General features: G+C 38.3%; 16 protein-coding genes. 10 read left to right on the top strand and 6 right to left on the bottom strand.

Annotation, left to right across the window (positions count from 1 at the left end; translation table 11 throughout):
* Nucleotides 1-24: 24 nt before the first annotated feature.
* A complete protein-coding gene (locus ODZ84_RS12780) occupies nucleotides 25-2,805 on the bottom strand; it encodes a bifunctional aconitate hydratase 2/2-methylisocitrate dehydratase (protein ID WP_266172712.1) in 2,781 nt (926 codons plus the stop codon).
* 423 nt (nucleotides 2,806-3,228) lie between these two features.
* Between ODZ84_RS12780 and ODZ84_RS12775 the strand changes: the two genes are divergently transcribed.
* From ODZ84_RS12775 to ODZ84_RS12740, 8 genes are all read left to right on the top strand, one after another.
* A complete protein-coding gene (locus ODZ84_RS12775) occupies nucleotides 3,229-3,993 on the top strand; it encodes a WG repeat-containing protein (protein WP_266172711.1) in 765 nt (254 codons plus the stop codon).
* Nucleotides 3,994-4,279: 286 nt separating this feature from the next.
* Entirely contained in the window at nucleotides 4,280-6,382 is a 2,103-nt protein-coding gene (locus ODZ84_RS12770) for a TonB-dependent receptor (RefSeq protein WP_266172708.1), read from the top strand.
* Between the two features lie 327 nt (nucleotides 6,383-6,709).
* On the top strand, nucleotides 6,710-7,435 hold the full coding sequence (locus ODZ84_RS12765) for an HU domain-containing protein (RefSeq protein ID WP_266172706.1): 726 nt from the start codon (nucleotides 6,710-6,712) through the stop codon (nucleotides 7,433-7,435).
* 6 nt (nucleotides 7,436-7,441) lie between these two features.
* A complete protein-coding gene (locus ODZ84_RS12760; RefSeq protein WP_266172705.1) occupies nucleotides 7,442-7,972 on the top strand; it encodes an acyl-CoA thioesterase in 531 nt (176 codons plus the stop codon).
* 277 nt (nucleotides 7,973-8,249) lie between these two features.
* Complete coding sequence (locus ODZ84_RS12755; RefSeq protein WP_266172704.1) at nucleotides 8,250-9,182, top strand: 2-hydroxyacid dehydrogenase; 933 nt, start codon at nucleotides 8,250-8,252, stop codon at nucleotides 9,180-9,182.
* Between the two features lie 132 nt (nucleotides 9,183-9,314).
* Nucleotides 9,315-10,577, top strand: coding sequence for a serine hydrolase domain-containing protein (locus tag ODZ84_RS12750; protein WP_266172703.1), 1,263 nt, complete (start codon nucleotides 9,315-9,317; stop codon nucleotides 10,575-10,577).
* 24 nt (nucleotides 10,578-10,601) lie between these two features.
* Nucleotides 10,602-12,356, top strand: a complete 1,755-nt coding sequence (locus tag ODZ84_RS12745) for an Ig-like domain-containing protein (RefSeq protein WP_266172701.1) — start codon at nucleotides 10,602-10,604, stop codon at nucleotides 12,354-12,356.
* A gap of 2 nt (nucleotides 12,357-12,358) precedes the next feature.
* Complete coding sequence (locus ODZ84_RS12740) at nucleotides 12,359-12,817, top strand: heme-binding domain-containing protein (RefSeq protein ID WP_266172700.1); 459 nt, start codon at nucleotides 12,359-12,361, stop codon at nucleotides 12,815-12,817.
* 35 nt (nucleotides 12,818-12,852) lie between these two features.
* Here the strand turns inward: ODZ84_RS12740 and ODZ84_RS12735 are convergent, their stop codons facing one another.
* From ODZ84_RS12735 to ODZ84_RS12715, 5 genes are all read right to left on the bottom strand, one after another.
* Nucleotides 12,853-13,371 (bottom strand): NUDIX hydrolase, encoded by a 519-nt coding sequence (locus ODZ84_RS12735; protein WP_266172699.1) that lies wholly within the window; start codon nucleotides 13,369-13,371, stop codon nucleotides 12,853-12,855.
* Nucleotides 13,371-14,282 (bottom strand): site-specific tyrosine recombinase XerD, encoded by a 912-nt coding sequence (gene xerD / locus ODZ84_RS12730; RefSeq protein ID WP_266172698.1) that lies wholly within the window; start codon nucleotides 14,280-14,282, stop codon nucleotides 13,371-13,373. Before xerD ends, ODZ84_RS12735 begins: the two co-directional genes overlap by 1 nt.
* A 6-nt stretch (nucleotides 14,283-14,288) precedes the next feature.
* Nucleotides 14,289-14,711 carry a deoxycytidylate deaminase gene (locus tag ODZ84_RS12725; protein WP_266172697.1) on the bottom strand — a complete coding sequence of 141 codons (423 nt, stop codon included), beginning with the start codon at nucleotides 14,709-14,711 and terminating at the stop codon, nucleotides 14,289-14,291.
* A gap of 44 nt (nucleotides 14,712-14,755) precedes the next feature.
* Entirely contained in the window at nucleotides 14,756-15,523 is a 768-nt protein-coding gene (locus ODZ84_RS12720) for an enoyl-CoA hydratase/isomerase family protein (protein WP_266172695.1), read from the bottom strand.
* Between the two features lie 109 nt (nucleotides 15,524-15,632).
* Complete coding sequence (locus ODZ84_RS12715) at nucleotides 15,633-17,120, bottom strand: catalase (RefSeq protein ID WP_266172694.1); 1,488 nt, start codon at nucleotides 17,118-17,120, stop codon at nucleotides 15,633-15,635.
* 131 nt (nucleotides 17,121-17,251) lie between these two features.
* Here ODZ84_RS12715 and ODZ84_RS12710 point away from each other — a divergent pair, with 131 nt between their 5' ends.
* Together ODZ84_RS12710 and metK are read left to right on the top strand one after the other, a co-directional pair.
* Nucleotides 17,252-18,202, top strand: a complete 951-nt coding sequence (locus ODZ84_RS12710; RefSeq protein WP_266172693.1) for a LysR substrate-binding domain-containing protein — start codon at nucleotides 17,252-17,254, stop codon at nucleotides 18,200-18,202.
* 240 nt (nucleotides 18,203-18,442) lie between these two features.
* Nucleotides 18,443-19,723, top strand: a complete 1,281-nt coding sequence (gene metK, locus ODZ84_RS12705) for a methionine adenosyltransferase (RefSeq protein WP_266172692.1) — start codon at nucleotides 18,443-18,445, stop codon at nucleotides 19,721-19,723.
* Nucleotides 19,724-19,779: the final 56 nt, after the last annotated feature.

Below are 19,779 nucleotides of genomic sequence, written 5' to 3'. Positions count from 1 at the left end.
CTTTCGACTTATTTTTTTATTCGATTAATGACCTACGGTAACCAATTCTTTGATTGAAGGTACAAAAGATGTAAGATCGATACCTTCTACAGCTGTTTTATATTCATCGATATTGGGAATTCTGCCCATGATCGCAGAAAGTACGACCACCGGAGTGGAAGCTAATAAAGATTCTCCTTTTTTGCGTTCAGAATCTTCAACCACTCTTCCCTGGAAAAGACGGGTAGACGTCGCCAGAACAGTATCTCCTTTCTCGGCTTTTTCCTGGTTACCCATACAAAGGTTGCATCCCGGACGCTCAAGATACATCATGTTTTCGTATTGGGTACGCGCTTCCCCTTTAGGAGCATTATCGTTAAATTCGAAACCTGAATATTTTTCCAGGAATTCCCAATCACCCTCAGCTTTTAATTCGTCAATGATGTTATACGTAGGAGCAGCCACTACCAATGGAGCCTGAAATTCTACTTTACCATTTTGCTTTTCAATATTTCTAAGCATTTGGGAAACGATTTTCAAATCTCCTTTGTGAACCATACAAGATCCTACAAATCCAAGATCAACCTTTTTTCCGCCTCCGTAGTACGTAAGATCCCTGATGGTGTCGTGGGTATATCTTTTAGAAACATCATCATTGTTTACATCCGGATCAGCAATCATGGGTTCAACGATAAGATCAAGATCTACAACTACTTCTGCGTAATATTTGGCATTTGCATCTGGAGTAAGCGCCGGTTTATCACCGGTTTTTATTTCCTCGATTCTCTTATTGGCTTTATTAATGAGACCCTGAAGAACGTGATTATGATTATCCATTCCTTTATCGATCATGATCTGGATTCTGCTCTTGGCAATTTCCAGTGACTCGATTAAAGTATCATCCTCAGAAATACAGATAGAAGCTTTGGCTTTCATTTCAGCAGTCCAGTCTGTGAATGTAAAGGCCTGGTCAGCAGGTAGTGTCCCGATGTGAACCTCAATGATTCTGCCCTGGAATACATTTTCACCATCAAATTGCTTTAGCATCTGCGCCTGCGTAGCATGAACGACATCACGGAAATCCATATGCTCTTTCATATCTCCTTTGAAAGTCACTTTCACCGATTCTGGGATAGGCATTGATGCTTCTCCTGTTGCCAATGCCAGGGCTACTGTTCCTGAGTCAGCTCCGAAAGCAACTCCTTTAGACATTCTTGTGTGAGAGTCACCACCTATAATGATGGCCCACTCGTCGATCGTAATGTCATTAAGAACTTTATGAATAACATCTGTCATTGCATGGTATTCACCTTTAGGATCACGCGCTGTGATTACTCCGAAATCATTCATAAATTTCATCAATTTAGGAATATTCGTCTGCGCTTTTTTATCCCATACTGAAGCCGTATGACATCCTGACTGGTAGGCACCGTCTACGATCGGAGAGATCACAGTTGCTGCCATTGATTCCAGTTCCTGGGCCGTCATCAGACCTGTCGTATCCTGAGAACCGACAATGTTCACTTCTACACGGACGTCAGAACCGGCATGTAATAATTTACCTTCCGTAATGCCCACAGCATTTCTGTTGAAGATTTTTTCAACGGCAGTAAGACCCTGTCCTTCGATAGAGATTTCTTTGGAAGGTGCAAAGACAAGAGGCGTTTCAATTCCTAACGCTCTTGCAGCAAAAGTCTGCAATTTTTTACCAAATACGATGGCATAAGAGCCACCGGCCTTAATGAACTCTAATTTTTGAGGAGTAAATGATTTTGAAATATCTTTCAGTTCTTTGTCCCCGTTATATAATTTCTTTTCTTTGGTATTGATTGTTAAAACTGTTCCTGTTGCTACTGAATAAGCTTCTTCTAAAACGATGTCACCATTCTCGTTACGAACAGGGTTTCCGTTTTCGTCCACTTTTTTCACCCAGTTCTGAAGGTCGATCCCGATACCTCCTGTTACATCTACCGTAGTAAGGAAAATCGGAGAAATACCATTGGTACCCCCGACAATCGGAGCGATATTTACAAATGGAATATAAGGGCTCGCCTGTTTACCGGTCCATAAAGCGACGTTGTTTACTCCCGACATACGGGATGATCCTACACCCATGGTTCCTTTTTCAGCGATAAGCATAACACTTGCATCAGGATGCTGTATCTGCAAAGCCCGGATTTCTTCCTGCGCCTCGGGAGTGATCATGCATTTCCCGTGCAGCTCACGGTCTGATCTTGAATGCGCCTGGTTACCCGGAGAAAGTAAGTCTGTGGAAATGTCACCTTCACCTGCGATAAATGTTACGACCTTAATTTCTTCAGCAACTTCAGGCAGTTTAGTAAAGAATTCAGCTTTTGCGTAGCTTTCAAGGATTTCTTTTGCAATGGCATGGCCACTGTTGAAGGCGCTCTTCAGGCGGTCCGTGTCTGCTTCATAAAGGAAAACCTGAGTTTTAAGCACTTCAGCAGCCTGACGGGCAATGTCTTCATCGTTACCTAAAGCCAAATCCAGTAATACCTCGATCGATTTGCCACCTTTCATGTGAGATAATAATTCGAAGGCAAAAACAGGAGTTATTTCTTCTACTACGGATTCTCCAAGAATAATTTCTTTCAAAAACTTAGCTTTTACGCCTGCTGCACTTGTCGTTCCCGGTAAAGTGTTATAAATAAAAAATTTCAGAGAGTCAGCCCTGTGTTTATTAGCTGTATCTTTAATCTGTGCAATGATTTCACTTAATAATTCTGCACCGTCAATCGGCTTTGGATGAAGCCCCTGGCTTTTTCTTTCTTCAATTTCTTGGATGTAATCCTGATAAATATTCATAATGATAGAAGTCTTTTCAATTTAAGAGTAGATTCACACACTGTTATACTTCTTTTGTAAAGTGCGCGAACTATATAAAGTATTTAGATCCTTTCGCACAAAAAGCAGTCATAACAACATCTACTTCATTTGAAATATAAGATAAATGTTCGCGTTAAAGGTTATGTATATAATTTTTTTGGAAGTGTGGATAGCCTACCTGTAATTTTTTACAAACTCTTAAGGGGTAAGTTTTACACTTTTTTTGATACTGTAATGATCAAAAATCATATCTCCAAAACGTTTTAAATTATCTGACACTTAAAATGTTCCCAAATTTACGGATTTTAAATATTTTTTAAAGATGAAATTATTTAGATTCTTTATAAATATGAATTTTATAATTTCTATTTTTAGCCCTATTTTTGCAGACAAATGATGATTATGAAGAATTTAGTTAATTTTTTCGGGGTATTTATTTCGGTTTTCGTTTTTTCCCAGACCCGATCTGTGAAAAATCTTCCCGTGAAAAGTGTGCAGAATAGCCAGGTGAAAAAACCGGTTCAGACAAAGCCCAATCCTGATCTGGTACTATTAAATGAAGACATTCCTGTTTTAATTCCAAAAAAGAAAAACGGAAATTTCGGATACATCAACCAAAAAGGGAAATTTATTATTCAGCCGGATTATCATATTGCCGTATTTTTTGCTGAAGACTGCAATCTTTTGAATTCTCCAAATGAAAAAGCCCGGAAATTCGGCACCGAAGACTATGCTACCGTTGAAAAAGAAAAGATTTCATACAGGATCGATAAGTCCGGAAAGAGAGTATATCAGTATAAAGATTCGGATCTTGCGAAATGTAAAAGTGAGTTTAAACAGCAGCTGTTTCATGCATATGTCTTAAACGGTTTCTACGGAATTATTGAAGATGCAAGGTTTAAGAATGCGGCAGATTACAAAGACTATCAGATTTATCCGCAGTACCAGTATCTGCATATTCTGGAGGGCGATGATTTGACAGATCCGATGATTATTGCTTTGCATAATGACAAATTCGGAATTATTGACGTTAACAACAGAATTATCGTGCCTTTTGAATACGAAGATATCAAACGCAATTTCAGCTGGAAGCTGGGTAAGATGTTTGAAGTTTCAAAAGACGGAATACATTATTATTATATTGATGCTGACAATAAAGCCTATTAATGCCGGAAGCTTAAAAGCAGCTTAATTTTAAATATCAAAAAAATCTGATACGGAAGTTAAAATCTATATCTCGTATATTTTTTGTAATTTCGCGGCTGAAATAAAGGGGTGCTGTAAAAAGCTGAGATTATACCCAATGAACCTGGAACGGATAATGCTGTTTAGGGAATTTAAAATGTACCGTTGAACAATCGACTATATGCCAGGTGGCAGGTCAGATTGTTAAGTTTAACAGATACATTATTTAATCCGCCCCTTTTATTCATTAAATTTTAAAATTTAGAGAATGAAAGGATTTATTTTTTTAGGGCTTACCGTGGGCTCTTTTGCTTTTGTACAGGCACAAAACACGGATTCCCTAAAAATACGGGAAATTGAAGCAGTCAGCTTTACAAAAAGACTTCCTGTCGCAAAAGAAATCATTAATGTTCAGAAGGATCTCGACAGCCGGAATCTTGGCCAGGATTTACCGATTCTTTTAAAAAATCAAACCTCTGTTATTTCTACCTCTGATGCAGGAAATGGAGTGGGATATACCGGTTTTAGAATTCGTGGGGTTGCCGGTAGAGGCATTAACGTCATGATGAATGGCGTACCGTTTAATGATTCAGAAAGCCAGGGAACATTTTTTGTCAACGTACCGGATCTCACAAGTTCGGCGTCTCAGATTGTTATTCAGAGAGGAGTCGGAACTTCCAATAACGGAGTTTCTGCATTCGGAGCAAGTATCAATGTAATTTCTAAGGAACCTGACGAAAAATTCTATGTGAAAACAGATGACAGTTACGGCTCCTTCAATACATATAAGTATTCCGCAGAAGTGGGTTCCGGAAAATTCTGGGGAAACAGGCTCTCGGTGATGGGACGGTATACGCATATAAATTCCGACGGATATGTCGACAGGGCTTCATCCAGGCTAAACTCGTATAACTTTACCGCGCTTTTTGAAGAAGGAAATACTAAAATCCGCTTAATGGCTTTTGGGGGTAAAGAAAAAACATACCAGGCGTGGAACGGTATAGACAGAAATACCTGGGAGACGGATCCTACATTCAATTATTCAGGTGCTATTTATGATGAAGCGGGAAATATTTCAAGTTTCTATGATAATGAAACAGATAACTACAGACAAAATCATTACCAGTTGCTGTGGGAACAAAAGTTCAATGACCGCTGGAATTTAGAAACGACACTGCACTATACAAAAGGCAAAGGTTATTACGAAAATTATAAGCAGGGAGATCCTTTTTCAAGATACAATCTACCGGATATTAATAACGAGGAGAATTCTGATTTTATAAGAAAAAAATGGCTTAATAATGATTTTTACGGAATTGTTTCGACTTTATACGGGAAATTTGAAAATCTTGATTTAAACTTTGGGGCCGTCGCCAATCAGTATTACGGCAGGCATTTCGGAAATGTGACCGGGGTGTTTCTTCCTCAGGTTGATGAATATGAATATTACAGAAACCGTTCCGTGAAAAATGAAGTTGCCGGATTTGCCAAAGCTTTAATTAAAGTCAATGATTTCGAATTCTTCGGAGATCTTCAGCTGAGGCATATCGATTATGATACCAGGATTCTTCAGGAAGGGGATGGCGAAGGCGGAAATATGAATAAAAACTGGTTGTTTTTTAATCCGAAAGCCGGAGTGAACTACAGAATCGGAAACGGGAAAGTTTTCTTATCGTATGCGCACGCACAGCGCGAGCCCAACCGGGATGATTTAATGGCAGATCCTGATGTAAAAGCGGAAAGGCTTCATGATTTCGAAGCCGGAATTGAAAAACAGTTCGGAATTGTTTCATTCACTGCGAACTTATACTATATGTATTATGTAAATCAGTTGGTACTGAATGGTGAACTTAATAATGTGGGTGCTTTTATCAGGACAAATTCGGGGGAAAGCTACAGAAGAGGAATTGAAATAGGAGCACTGGCAAAATTATCAAAACAGTGGGAGCTTTCAGGAAATGTAAGTCTTAGCCAGAACAGGAATTTAGATTTCAAGATCGAAGATGAAACGATGGTTACGGATTTAGGAAACACCCAGATTTCTTTTTCACCAGATGTAATTGCCAATCTGGGATTGAAATTCAATCCAAACAAAAATTTTCAGTTTGCTTTGATGAACCAATATGTCGGTAAACAGTATCTGGACAACACAGAAAGCACCAATTTACAGCTAAAGGATTATTTCCTGACTGATTTCAATGCCCAGTACCAGTTTAAGATTAAAAACAATGATATCGCTTTGAAATTACTGGTGAATAACCTTTTCAATAAAAAATATGTGAACAATGGAGCGGTTTATGATGGCGACCCGTATTATTTTTCTCAGGCAGGGACCAACTTTATGTTTGGGATCAGCTGGAAAATCCAGTAACATTCATGATGAATATTTTACCTCTATATAAAGTAAAATGTTAGATTAATTTTTAAGGGCTGCTACGGCAGCCTTTTGTTTTTAAGTATTATTTAAAAACAGAGTTAAAAATTGTGAAATACCTAAAAAGGATGAAATTAACCGAACTGCTTTTAATTTAGAGTATATAAGATGTTTTTTCATGAAAATATATAAAAAAATAAAGAAAATAAGAGGTTTATGATTACGGAATATGAAAAAATGCAATATTAATAAACCGATATTTTCTCTTTCTTACAAAAACAAATGACCGAAAAAGTCATCAGAAAGTTATAAATTTGCCATCAAATGAATATTTCAGCTTACATTTTAGATTATCTGAAACAATTCGGAACGGTGACTGTTCCGAACTTTGGCGTTTTCTATCTGGAAAAATCCAAAGCAATTATTAATTCTGAAAATGGGAGCATCCTTCCTCCTTCCAGCCAGATTGCTTTTACTTCAGACTACGGACTGCAGTCAGATGATCTGGCGGCCTATATTGCAGGCCAGAAGCAGATGTCACTTGAGGCTTCAAAGACAGATTTGCAGATTCAGACCGATTTCTGGAAAAAAAAGCTTCAGGCCGACCAGGCTGTGGATATTCAGAACCTCGGAACTATTTTTATTGAAGACGGGCACACCCATTTCAGAGGAAATAGGCTGCCATCTGACCATCCGGATTTTTACGGATTGGAGGAAATCAAAATTTCAGATATCAATAGTACGGGAAAACCTGTACAGATTGTTAGTTCTGAAAGTGATTACAAATTCAAAAAATCGATCTTGTGGATTTTTCTGATTGTACTACCGGTGTTAGGGTTGCTGTTTTTGGCCTATACCCAGCAGGAGCTGCTTTTCGGGGAAAAATCTTTCGATAACGTGTCGGTAAAAACCAAAACACACAGAATCGTAAAAGATACGATCAAGATTAATGTACATACTCCGCCTGTTCAGGATTCTGTAAAGAAAGATTCGGCAGTAAAACCTGCTGATATCAAGGTGAAGACTCAGCCCATTCAAAAACAACACTAAAACAACATGGCAAAAGTAAAAAAAGCGTCAGAATCTCTGACCATTATGACCAATATTGTACTTCCTAATGAAACCAATTCTCTAAGAAACCTTTTCGGAGGTGAACTTTTGGCAAAAATGGACCGTTGTGCGTCTATTTCAGCGGCAAGACATTGTGAAAGGAGAGTCGTTACCGCTTCGGTCAATCACGTATCATTTCATCATCCGATTCCTGAAGGAGGTGTTGTGGTTTTGGAATCTAAAGTCTCAAGAGCTTTTTCAACTTCCATGGAGGTGTATGTAGATGTTTGGCTGGATGATCCTATCAATCAGAAAAAAGTACATTCCAATGCCGGAATTTATACTTTTGTAGCGGTAGACGAATTTAACCGCCCGATTCCAATTCCGGAAATGATTCCTGAAACGGAAGAAGAAAAAGAACGTTTTGCCGCGGCTTTCAGAAGAAAAGAGTTATCACTGATTCTTTCCGGAAGAATGAAGCCTCTGGAGTCTGTCGAATTGAAAAAACTTTTCCAGGATCCAAAGGAAGATCAATAAAATAAATATTTGTAGGATAAAATGCTTTTAATCTTGTTGAGCAGTGCTCGCGGGTTAAAAGCATTTTTAGTTTGAAGAGCCTGTTTCAATTTTTTGAGGCTGTTTCTACTTTCCACGATCCCGTTTTGTTACGTTTCGCAAACACTGGGAGGTTACAATTGGGCTATAATTTGTAAGAAAAAAGGAATTTCGGTATAAGCATAAAGCTTGTGCGGTTTAATAAATCTTACGAAATTTGTTTTCGCAATATTCAATTTTCCAATTTTAAAGTAACAATATGAAGATTCTCCTTTTAGATAAAAACCATCCTTTAATTACCGAACAGCTTTTAGCTAAAAACTTTATCCTTGAAGAGGATTTCACCTCTTCCTATGATGAGGTATGCCGGAAAATTCAAAATTATGAGGGTGTTATCATCCGCAGCAGAATTCCTCTGGATAAAAATTTTCTGGAGAATGCGAAAAATCTGAAATTTATTGCCAGAGTAGGAGCGGGAATGGAAAATATTGATATTCCGGTGGCGGAAAAATTGGGAATCCAGCTCATTAGCTCCCCGGAAGGAAACAGAGATTCTGTGGCAGAACATGCAGTTGGCATGCTGCTGATTTTGATGAACCGGCTCTTTATAGCCTCTCAGGAAGTAAAAAAAGGAATCTGGCTGCGTGAAGAGAACCGCGGCGATGAGTTGCTGGGAAAAACAGTAGGATTAATCGGGTATGGAAATATGGGGAAAGCAACGGCAAAAAGATTTTCGGGATTCGGATGTACGGTTATTTTTCATGACCTGATACCAGGTCTTTTCGATGAATATGCTACCCAGGTTTCATTGGAAGAGTTAAAGGAAAATGCGGATGTCATCAGTCTTCATATTCCGATCACCCCGGAAACCCATTATCTCGTTGACGCTGCATTTATTTCTGATATGAAAAAAGATTTTTATCTCATCAATACGGCGAGAGGGAAAAATGTTGAAACCAGAAGCTTAGTGAATGCTTTAAAATCAGGAAAAATAAAAGGCGCCTGCCTGGATGTGCTGGAATATGAAAAATCTTCTTTTGAAAACCTTGAACTGGAAAATGATGACCTTCGATATCTCCTTGAATCGGAGAAGGCAATAGTAACCCCTCATATCGCAGGGTGGACGGTCCAGAGTAAAATAAAACTCGCACAGGTAATCGTTGATAAAATTACAGCACAGTTTGCCTCTTAAAAGCGTTCCTTTAAAAATTATTTAATTTATAATTTTCTCTTTTTATTTCTTTGTGTTAAATAATTCATAATTTATGCTCAATATATAATATTTATTTCGAGTTTTATTAAATTGCCGCTCATTTTTGAAACTATGGGGATGCGCAATTTTGTACTTATTTTGACTGTTTTTTTATCACTTTTTTCCTGCAAAAAAAAATCTGAAGCCAAAGAAGATAAAACGGAAAGTACGACTTCGTTACCCAATTACGGAAATGTAGACCTTAGTAAAGTTTTTACCAAAGAAGACGCTCATCTGCCGGACAAAGCGTCCCTGGTAAGATATATAGACCAGTATTATCAGAAAATCTGGAATGCAGGTAATCTGAGCGGAGGGATTCTGGTAGCCAAAGGAGATGATATTCTCTATGAAAATTACAGAGGCTTCGGCAGAGAAGGACATCAGATGCCTATCGATAAAAATACACCTTTACATGTGGCCTCAGTTTCAAAAACGATGACCGCCATGGCGATGATGAAGCTCATTGAAGCCGGTAAGATTAAATTGTCAGACCATCTGACGAAATATTTTCCCGGATTTCCTTATCCCGGGATTACCGTTCAGACATTATTGGATCAAAGAAGCGGGCTTCCCAAATACGAATATTTTATTACTAAAATACAGCCGGCTCCGGCAGAACTTTCCAAGGCTTTTATCACCAATCAGGATATTCTGAACATGATTGTTAAATATAAGCCTGAAATGGCCAGGGATACGGATACAGGATTCATGTACTGTAATACAAATTTTGCTCTGCTCGCGTTACTGATCGAAAAAGTTACGGGAATTTCTTTTCCGCAGGCGATGAAAGAAATGGTTTTCGATCCTTTAAAGATGAAAAATACCTATATCTTCCAGGAAAAAGATATTCCGACTGCAGCCCAGTCTTTTTATTATGGCGGAAATAAGTTATATCCTCTCGACAGGCTGGATCTGATCTATGGTGATAAAAACGTGTACACCACGCCAAGAGATCTCTATAATTTTTCCAAAGCCATGTTTTCAAAGGATTTTTTAAAGCCTGAACTCATGCAGATGGTGTTTTCTCCGTACAGCAATGAAAAAGCAGGGATGAATAATTACGGCCTGGGATTCAGGATGAAAATTTTTGATAACGGAGAGAAATTAACGTACCATAACGGGTGGTGGCATGGAACCAATTCTGTTTTTGCCCACCTCCTGAAATCAAAAGTGACGATCGTAGCCATCGGTAACGCGTACTCTAACAAAGTATATACTGCTTTGGCATTGTCTGGTCTGTTTGAAGATTTTCCGGCTCAGAAGGATAAACTGAACAGTATTATGAGTGACGGCAGAGATACTTTAAACAGTCATCATGAAGTTTATGGAGAATAATGTTTATTTTTGCGTAAACATATCATGAAAAGACTTCTTCTATTATTCGTTTTGGCTTTTCTTGTACAGTCCTGTGCAAGAGTAGGATCACCTGTAGGTGGTACAAAAGACAGTATAGCTCCGAAATTTTTAAGCTCAAATATTGATTCCACACGGATTAATGTTAATAGAAATATAAAGGAGCTCCGTCTTGATTTTGATGAGTATATAACCCTGAAGGACATCAATAAAAACCTGATCATCTCTCCGCCGATCAAGAATATCAAAAGGATTCTTCCTTCCAATATAGCCAATAAATTTGTACTGATTCAGTGGACCGATACTTTGCAGGCCAATACAACCTACAATTTCAATTTTGGGAACTCTATTGTCGATAACAATGAAGCGAATATCCTTCGTTATTTTAATTTTGCCTTTTCAACAGGCGATAAGCTGGATGATCTTTATATCAGTGGAGAAATTAAAGATGCCATGGCTATTAAAAAGGCCACTGCTGAAAACAAATTTGTAGTAGGTCTTTATCAGGTAAAAGATACCATCAATTACAGACAGAAACCCTATTATATCACGAAAGTAGATGAGGACGGGTATTATGAACTGAATTATTTATCTCCGGGTAAATATAAGATCATTGCTTTCGAGGATGAAAACGGAAACTCGATGTATGATCCCGGAAAGGAAAAAGTTGGCTTTCAGAAAGAAACCGTAGATGTGGAAAAATCGATTTCCGGACTTAATCTGAAGTTATACCCATCGAGAAAACCCCTGAAATATCTGGAAATGAAGGAAGCGCCGGGTGGTGTTTCAATGGCTTTTGAAGGAAAACCTGAGAACGTGAAGGTTGAACCGCTCAATGAAAAAATTAAAGAATATAAAGTAACTCACGTGCCAAAATCAGATACGGTGAGAATTTGGTTTGATGCTGTAAAAAGTGATGTCGGACAGACTTCCACAGAAAACCTTAAGTTTGGATATAATGCCGACGGTAAAAAAGATACGCTCTATAATTCCTCTCTTTTTTACAAGTATAACGCTAAAAACGTAATGGATATCAATAACGATATTGGTGGAAATGCACTGGCTCCCAAATCAGATTTTAAGATTCTTTCCAATTATTATCTTGATAAAATAGATCCTGAAAAGTGGGTGCTGAAAAGTGACAGTGTAACAACCCAGCAGTTTACTGCCAGAATTTCAGAGTCTAATCCTTACCAGATTTTGGTGCAGTCCGATTTTATTGAAGGAAAAAAATATCAGCTTACCATTCCGAAAGAAACGGTGTCGTCATTTTTTGCCAAAAATACCCAATCGAAACGATTTGACTTCGAAGCAGATAAAGTAGAAAACTATGGCAGCTTGGCATTTGAGATAGAAAACGCTCCGGCATCCGGCTACTGGATTCAGTTATTGGATACCTCTGAAAAAGTTGTCTATCAGAAATATACGAAAGGCAGTAAAGTGAAATTTGATATTTTAAAGCCAGCCGAGTATATCGTACGGATTCTTGTTGATAATAACAATAACAAATATTGGGATGAAGCAGATTTCCTGAATGAAGTCTTTGCGGAAGAATCATTTGTGTTTTATAAAGCGGTCGTCATAAGGCCTCTGTGGGATACTAATGAGAACTGGGATCTGAAAGATACAAGAACACTGGATAAACCTAAAGCAACAATCCCTGTGAAAATTTCTGATCCTGCCCAGGAAAAACCTGTACAACAGGATGCTAATAACCGTGAAATAAAGTCAGATAATGCTATTTTGACGCCTGTAAAATAGTTATGAAAACCGCAAAAAAAATAGTGTTCTGGTGCCTTGTAGGCTTTGCTCTAATGCAGTTTATCCCTATTGACAGAGTGAATAAACCCATTGATCATAAAGTCAACTTTGTAGAAGCAAAGAAAACGCCGGAAAAAATTGCCGGCTTAATAAAAAGAGCCTGCTATGACTGTCATTCCAATGAAACGGTTTATCCGAAATACGCCTATATCGCTCCTGTATCATGGTCTGTAAAAAGCCATGTTAACGAAGGACGGGAGCATCTTAATTTCTCCGTTTGGGATACTTATGGTAAAGAACTGAAAGAAAATATGCTTGACCGCGCCGTAGAGAGTATTCAGAATAAAATGATGCCTATGCCGGGCTATATTGTTTATCACAAAGAAGCCAATCTATCTTCCGCAGAAAGAAAATTGCTGGCCAACTATTTCGAAGACATGCTGAAATCTAAAACGTATTAAAATCAAAAAACTCCTGCAGTTGCAAGAGTTTCAGTTTATCTTATATGTTTTAGATAATTTTCAAAAAATTGCTTCTGTGAGTCAAAAGCAAGATCATCCGTATTTAATTCTTTTAACGGAACCCATATCGCTTCCGAAATTTCCGAAAGTTCAAGATTTACCTCAAATTTTTCTGAGACCGTATATTCATAAAAAAGGTCAATGGTATTGTAATCAATCTCTTTATACTGGTATATATTAGGAAGACTGGTTATGTATTTTAATCCCGCAATATCAACCGTAAGCTGAAGCTCTTCGAAAAGTTCTCTTTTGCAGGCTGTTTCTGCACTTTCCCGGGGGTCTATAAATCCTCCTGCCAGATCAAGTTTTCCTTTTTTGGGATCTTTGTTTCTCCGGGTCAGATAAATTTCATCTTCAAATCTTATCACCACCGCTACCGCACCGGCGACATTGTTATATAATGAGAAATTGCAATGGGGACAGCTCCATTTTTTTTCGCCGTCCCAGTGGAGAGATTCTTGGCCGCAGCTGGGGCAATATTTCAGTAATTTCATTAAGCAGTATTGATATTTCGCGGGTGATAGCTTAAGATAACATCTCTGAGTTCCTCCGTTTTCAGATGGGTGTAGATTTCCGTTGTCGTAATGCTGGAATGCCCAAGCATTTCCTGAATATAACGAAGATCTGCACCGTTCTGCAACAAATGAGTTGCAAATGAATGTCTGAAAGTATGGGGAGATATTTTTTTGCTTACCCCGGCTTTGTCTGTTAATTCCTTTATAATTAAAAATACGATGACTCTTGACATAGACGTTCCTCTGCTGTTCAGGAAAAGAGTGTCTTCATATTTTTTATTAATTTTATTATGGGCACGAACGTCACGGATGTAGCTTCTCAGTAATTCAGCCGTATAGTCTGCCAATGGAACAAAACGGATTTTATTTCCTTTCCCGTTTACTTTGATGTACTGTTCCTTAAAATTAATATTCGAAATTTTAAGCTCGATGAGTTCCGATACGCGGAGCCCGCATCCGTAAAGCACTTCTATGATACATTGGTTTCTCTTTCCAAGATCTGAACTCACTTCTATAGCGTTGATGATCCTGTTGATATCCGGTAAGCTTAATGTATCGGGTAGATAGAGTCCCAGTTTAGGTCCTTCCAGTAAAGCAGCAGGATTGTCTTCACGGTATTCATCTTCCAGTAAAAATTTAAAGAAGGCTTTAATGGAAGATATCCATCTTGCCTGCGATCTTTCGCTGAATTTCTGTTTGGAAAGATTGAAGATGTACTCCTGTAGATTTTCGTAGCCTATAGCGTCCGGACCGACATTCTCCAGATCTTCTACGGCATAGTCTTTTAGTTTTTTGATGTCCCGTACATACGCGTCGAGAGTGTTTTCTGAAAAATTCCTTTCAAAACGAAGGAAGATTTCAAAATCCTTAATTTTTTCATCCCAAGTCATTGTGTGTTATTTTTTTAGTTCACAGTCCGATATTTGTTCTATTTCGATGTTATGGTTTCTCAAGAACGATATTCCGTCATCGTCCGAATATTCATTAATATAAACCAGTCTGGTAATTCCCGCCTGCAAGATCAGCTTACTGCATTCTTTACATGGAGATAGCGTCAGATACAAGGTTGCCCCCTTTGCAGATTGAGTGGAAGCCGCTAATTTCAATATTGCATTAGCTTCTGCATGGAGTACGTACCACTGGGTTTTCCCTTCTGCATCCTCACAGCAGTTTTCAAATCCTGAAGGAGTACCATTATAACCATCTGAAATAATCATCCTATCTTTTACGATAAGAGCTCCTACCTGTTTTCGTTTACAGTAGGATAGTTTTGCCCATTCCTGAGCCATTTTTAGATAAGCCTTGTCAAACTTATTCATACCGCAGCATTAAGGTTTTTTCGAAATAATTTGTATTAAGGTTGTTAGAAGTTAGGCTTTCTTTTTTCAATAAAAGCAGAAACTCCTTCTTTCTTATCGTCAAGTTCAAAGACTTCTCCGAAATATTTTATTTCGGTTTCAAAACCTTTTTCAGTATCCGATAAGTTCACTGCATGAATTGCCTTGGAAATTGCCATGGGTGAATTGTGGGCAATAACGTTTGCTAATTCCTTTGTTTTGGTTAATAATTCTTCAATAGGATATACTTCATTCACCAGCCCGATTTCTTTAGCCCTTTGAGCTGAAATCATTTTGGCAGAGAAGATCATTTCGTTGGCAATACCTTTTCCGACAAGCTTGGGAAGCCTTTGGGTACCACCATAACCGGGAATTAATCCCAAAGTTACTTCCGGTAATCCCAGTCTGGCATTTTCCGATGCATATCTGATATGGCATGCCATAGCAAGCTCAAGACCACCCCCTAATGCAAAGCCGTTTACGGCTGCAATAACAGGTTTGGTCATATTTTCAATTTTATTAAATAAATTTTGGTGACCGTTACGTGCCAGTTCCTCAGCTTCCGCCTGACCAAAATCACTGAATTCTTTAATGTCCGCTCCCGCTACAAAAGACTTTTCGCCGCTTCCGGTAATAATTACCACTCTGCAGGATGGGTCAGAATTTAAGTCATCAACAGCTGAGCTGAGTTCCTGAATGGTCTTTGCATTCAACGCATTCAGACTTTCAGGTCTGTTTATGGTAATGAATGATATTTTATCGTGTTTTTCTAATAATATATTTTCGTAATTCATTTTTCCACTTTTAATATTATCATTTGCAAATTATAAATTTTTTGCAAAAAAAAGGAAAAAATATTAACTTTTTTTCCTTTATTTTAATTGATATTATGGTTTAATATAATTATTTGGAATGATTCATCATATTGGCGTCAATATTAACGTTCAGTCTCGCTGCCACTTTCATGCCAAGCTCAATATTCGCCCGGAAAAAATGACACAATTGTCTGTTGATGATTTCCTCTCTCTTAGACCCGCCTATTGCCCGCATACTTCCTACAATATTGTTAATCAGATTCTCACGATCTTCAGTATTCATTGCTTTCGAATACAATAAGCCTGGCTGTGTGTAATGATCGTCATCGTTTTCGTTTCTGTTATAACTTGCAACGTGTGCGCTGTCCAGTTCGTATTCGTAGTTTTTATACGCAGGGTCAGGTTTAATATCATCAAAACTGTTGGGATGGTAATTCGGTTTGTCCAGATATGCACTGGCATCTGCCATGAAGCCGTCTCTTTGGTAGTTATTCGTTGCAAAAGGACACCTGTTCACTTCCAGTTGATGAGCATTTACGCCTACCCGGTACCGATGGGCATCAGGATAAGAAAACAACCTTCCCTGGAGCATTTTATCAGGTGAAAAACTGATGCCGTTGATCAGGTTGGCGGGAGAAAATGTAGACTGTTCTACGTGTGCAAAATAATTGACAGGAACTTCATTCAGTTCCATTTCGCCGACCTCGATTAGTGGGAAATCACCCTGAAACCATACCTTTGTGATATCAAAAGGATTCCATCTGAAATCCCTTGCCTGCTGTTCGGTCATTACCTGAATATACATCGTCCATTTTGGGAAATCACCGTTTTCGATAGCATGGCAAAGATCTTCCTGCGCAAAATCAGGATTTTCTCCAGCCATTCTAACTGCATCGTCATTGGTGAAGTTTTTGATGCCCTGTTTTGTTTTAAAATGAAACTTTACCCACGTTCTTTCGTTATCTGCATTGATCATTGAGAAGGTGTGAGATCCGAAACCGTGCATATGTCTGTATCCGTAAGGTGTTCCTCTGTCAGACATCAAAATTAAAACCTGATGAAGCGATTCCGGATTCAGACTCCAGAAATCCCACATCATGGTAGCACTTTTTAAATTGGTCTTCGGCACTCTTTTCTGGGTGTGGATAAAATCCGGAAACTTTTTAGCGTCCTTAACGAAAAAAACGGGTGTATTATTTCCTACCAAATCCCAGTTTCCGTCTTCCGTATAAAATTTTAACGCAAAACCCCTCGGATCTCTTGCGGTATCGGCACTTCCTTTTTCGCCACCCACCGTAGAAAAACGGGCAAACATTTTACAGCTATTGCCAACCTTGGCGAACAACTTTGCTTTGGTATATTTTGTAATGTCATGGGTGACCGTGAATTTTCCGTAGGCTCCGCTTCCCTTTGCATGAACGATTCTTTCCGGAATTCTTTCCCGTACGAAATGAGCAAGATTCTCCTGTAGAATGAAATCCTGTAATAAGACCGGACCCCTCGGTCCAACTGTTTGAGAATCCTGATGTTCAAAATACGGAGCGCCGTTGCTTAACGTTAATTTTTTAGAATCCATACCCTTATGATTTGAATAAATAATTTCTTTTTGAATTGTATTATGTAAAGGTACTAAATATCAAATTAACTTGAATTTTTGATGGGTAATGACAAAAACGTTATATCTTTGTAATAGATAATATTAATCAGATGAACATTCAGCAACTGGAGTATCTTATCGCGGTAGATAAGTACAAACATTTTGGTAAAGCTGCCCAGGCATGCTTCATTACACAACCTACGCTAAGTGCAATGATCCAGAAATTTGAGGATGAACTGGATGTGAAGGTGTTCGACAGGACCACACATCCGATCCGGACTACAGATGTAGGCCTTCAGATAATCGATCAGGCCAAGGTAATTATAGAATCTGTCAATGAACTCAAGAACAAAGCCAATCTTTTAAATAATATTTTGGGGGGAACAATCAATCTTGGAATTATTCCCACCGTATCATCATTTATCCTTCCAACGGAAATTTTCAGGTTTTTGGAACAAAATCCGAAAATCCAGATGAATGTAAAGGAAATGACCACCGATAATATCATTAAAGCTTTAAAAGCCGGTGAGCTCGATGCCGGGATTATTTCTACACCTTACGATTCTGCAGATGAGTTTTATCAGGACTTTTTATTCAATGAAGAATTGATGATTTACAGCTCTAATACGGAGGCGAACAAAAAGAATACTTATGTTGTTCCTGAAGATCTGAATGTAGAGAAGGTCTGGCTGCTGGAAGAAGGAAACTGTTTAAGAAATCAGTTTGAAAATATCTGTCATTTAAAAGAAAATACATTAAAACCTAAAAATCTGGATTTCCTGGCATCTAATATTCAGACGTTGGTACACATGGTCGATAAAGTGGGTGGAATCAGTATTTTGCCGGAATTGGCGTTGAATCAGCTGTCTGAACAGCAAAAAGATAATGTTTTCAGATTTAAAAAGCCATTCCCGTACAGAGAGATCAGCATTATTTATTATAAGCCGACCTTCAAGCAGAAAATTATTGACGAATTAGCACATTCTATCAGAACTTCATTGGAGCAAAAGCTTCATTACCATGAAAATCCGAAAGAATTCGTAAGCATAAAACCACAATAATTTATTAATGATAAACAACAGTATATCGTTAATTTAAAGAAAATTACAATTAGTAAACAAAAATTTTGAGTATTAAAAAAATAGTACTTAAATTTGCCAACGTTTACGACGAGGAAAAATTTGACCTGATTGCAACCTCTATAAAAATATGCTAAAACAGTATTCTTTTTTAGGCTTTCTGGGCAATTATTCTTATTTTTCTTCAAAAATTATTTTAATCTAAAAAACAAATAGAATAATATGTCTTATTTATTTACATCTGAATCCGTTTCAGAAGGGCATCCAGATAAAATTGCCGATCAGATCTCCGATGCGTTAATCGATCATTTTTTAGCATACGATAAAACTTCAAAAGTAGCTTGTGAAACTCTTGTAACTACAGGGCAGGTCGTTTTGGCGGGTGAGGTGAAATCTGATGCTTATCTTGATGTACAGACCATCGCCAGAGAGGTGATCAACGGAATCGGATATACCAAAGGCGAGTATATGTTCAATGGTGATTCCTGTGGAGTGATTTCTGCCATTCATGAGCAGTCTCCGGATATCAACCAGGGTGTTGACAGAGCGGTAAATGATGAGTCATTCGAGGCCAAAGCAAATGCTCAGGGAGCTGGTGACCAGGGGATGATGTTTGGATACGCGACCAATGAAACGGCGAACTATATGCCATTGGCCTTAGATTTAGCACATACTATTCTTAAAGAGCTTTCTGCGATCAGAAGAGAAGATTCTGAGATAAGGTATCTTCGTCCTGATGCAAAAAGCCAGGTTACGATCGAATATTCCGATGATCACAAACCGGTAAGAATTGATTCTATTGTGGTATCTACACAGCACGATGACTTCGGAAATGAGGAAGAAATGCTCAACAAAATCCGTGAGGACATTAAAAATATTCTGATTCCCCGAGTAGTGGCGCTTCAGCCTGAGGAAATCAAAGCTTTATTCAACGATCAGATTAAGTATCATATCAATCCGACAGGTAAATTCGTTATTGGAGGACCTCACGGCGATACCGGTCTCACAGGAAGAAAAATTATTGTTGACACCTACGGTGGAAAGGGTGCTCACGGGGGCGGTGCTTTCTCCGGTAAAGATCCTTCAAAAGTAGACAGAAGTGCTGCTTATGCAACAAGACATATTGCTAAAAACTTAGTTGCTGCAGGAGTTGCTGATGAAGTCCTGGTACAGGTATCGTATGCTATCGGTGTGGCTGAGCCTTGCGGATTATACATCAATACCTACGGTACGGCAAAAGTAGATCTGCACGACGGAGAAATTGCTAAAAAAGTATCTTCGATTTTTGATCTGAGACCTTATGCTATTGAGCAGAACTTAAAGCTGAGAAATCCTATCTACCAGGATACAGCATCTTACGGTCATATGGGAAGAGAACATTATACAGCTGATAAAACCTTCAATAAGGGGCATAAGAATGAGTTAACCATTACAGGCCTTGAATTTTTTACCTGGGAAAAATTAGACAAAGTTGAAGAAATTAAAGCCGCTTTCGGAATTTAATTTTTTCTTTAACATAATAAATAACTGCTTTATCTTTTCGGTAAGGCAGTTTTTTT

The organism is Chryseobacterium fluminis, from assembly GCF_026314945.1.
Lineage (GTDB): Bacteria > Bacteroidota > Bacteroidia > Flavobacteriales > Weeksellaceae > Chryseobacterium > Chryseobacterium fluminis.
Note: the sequence above shows the minus strand (reverse complement) of the source record. Positions and strands in the feature narration are given on the sequence as shown.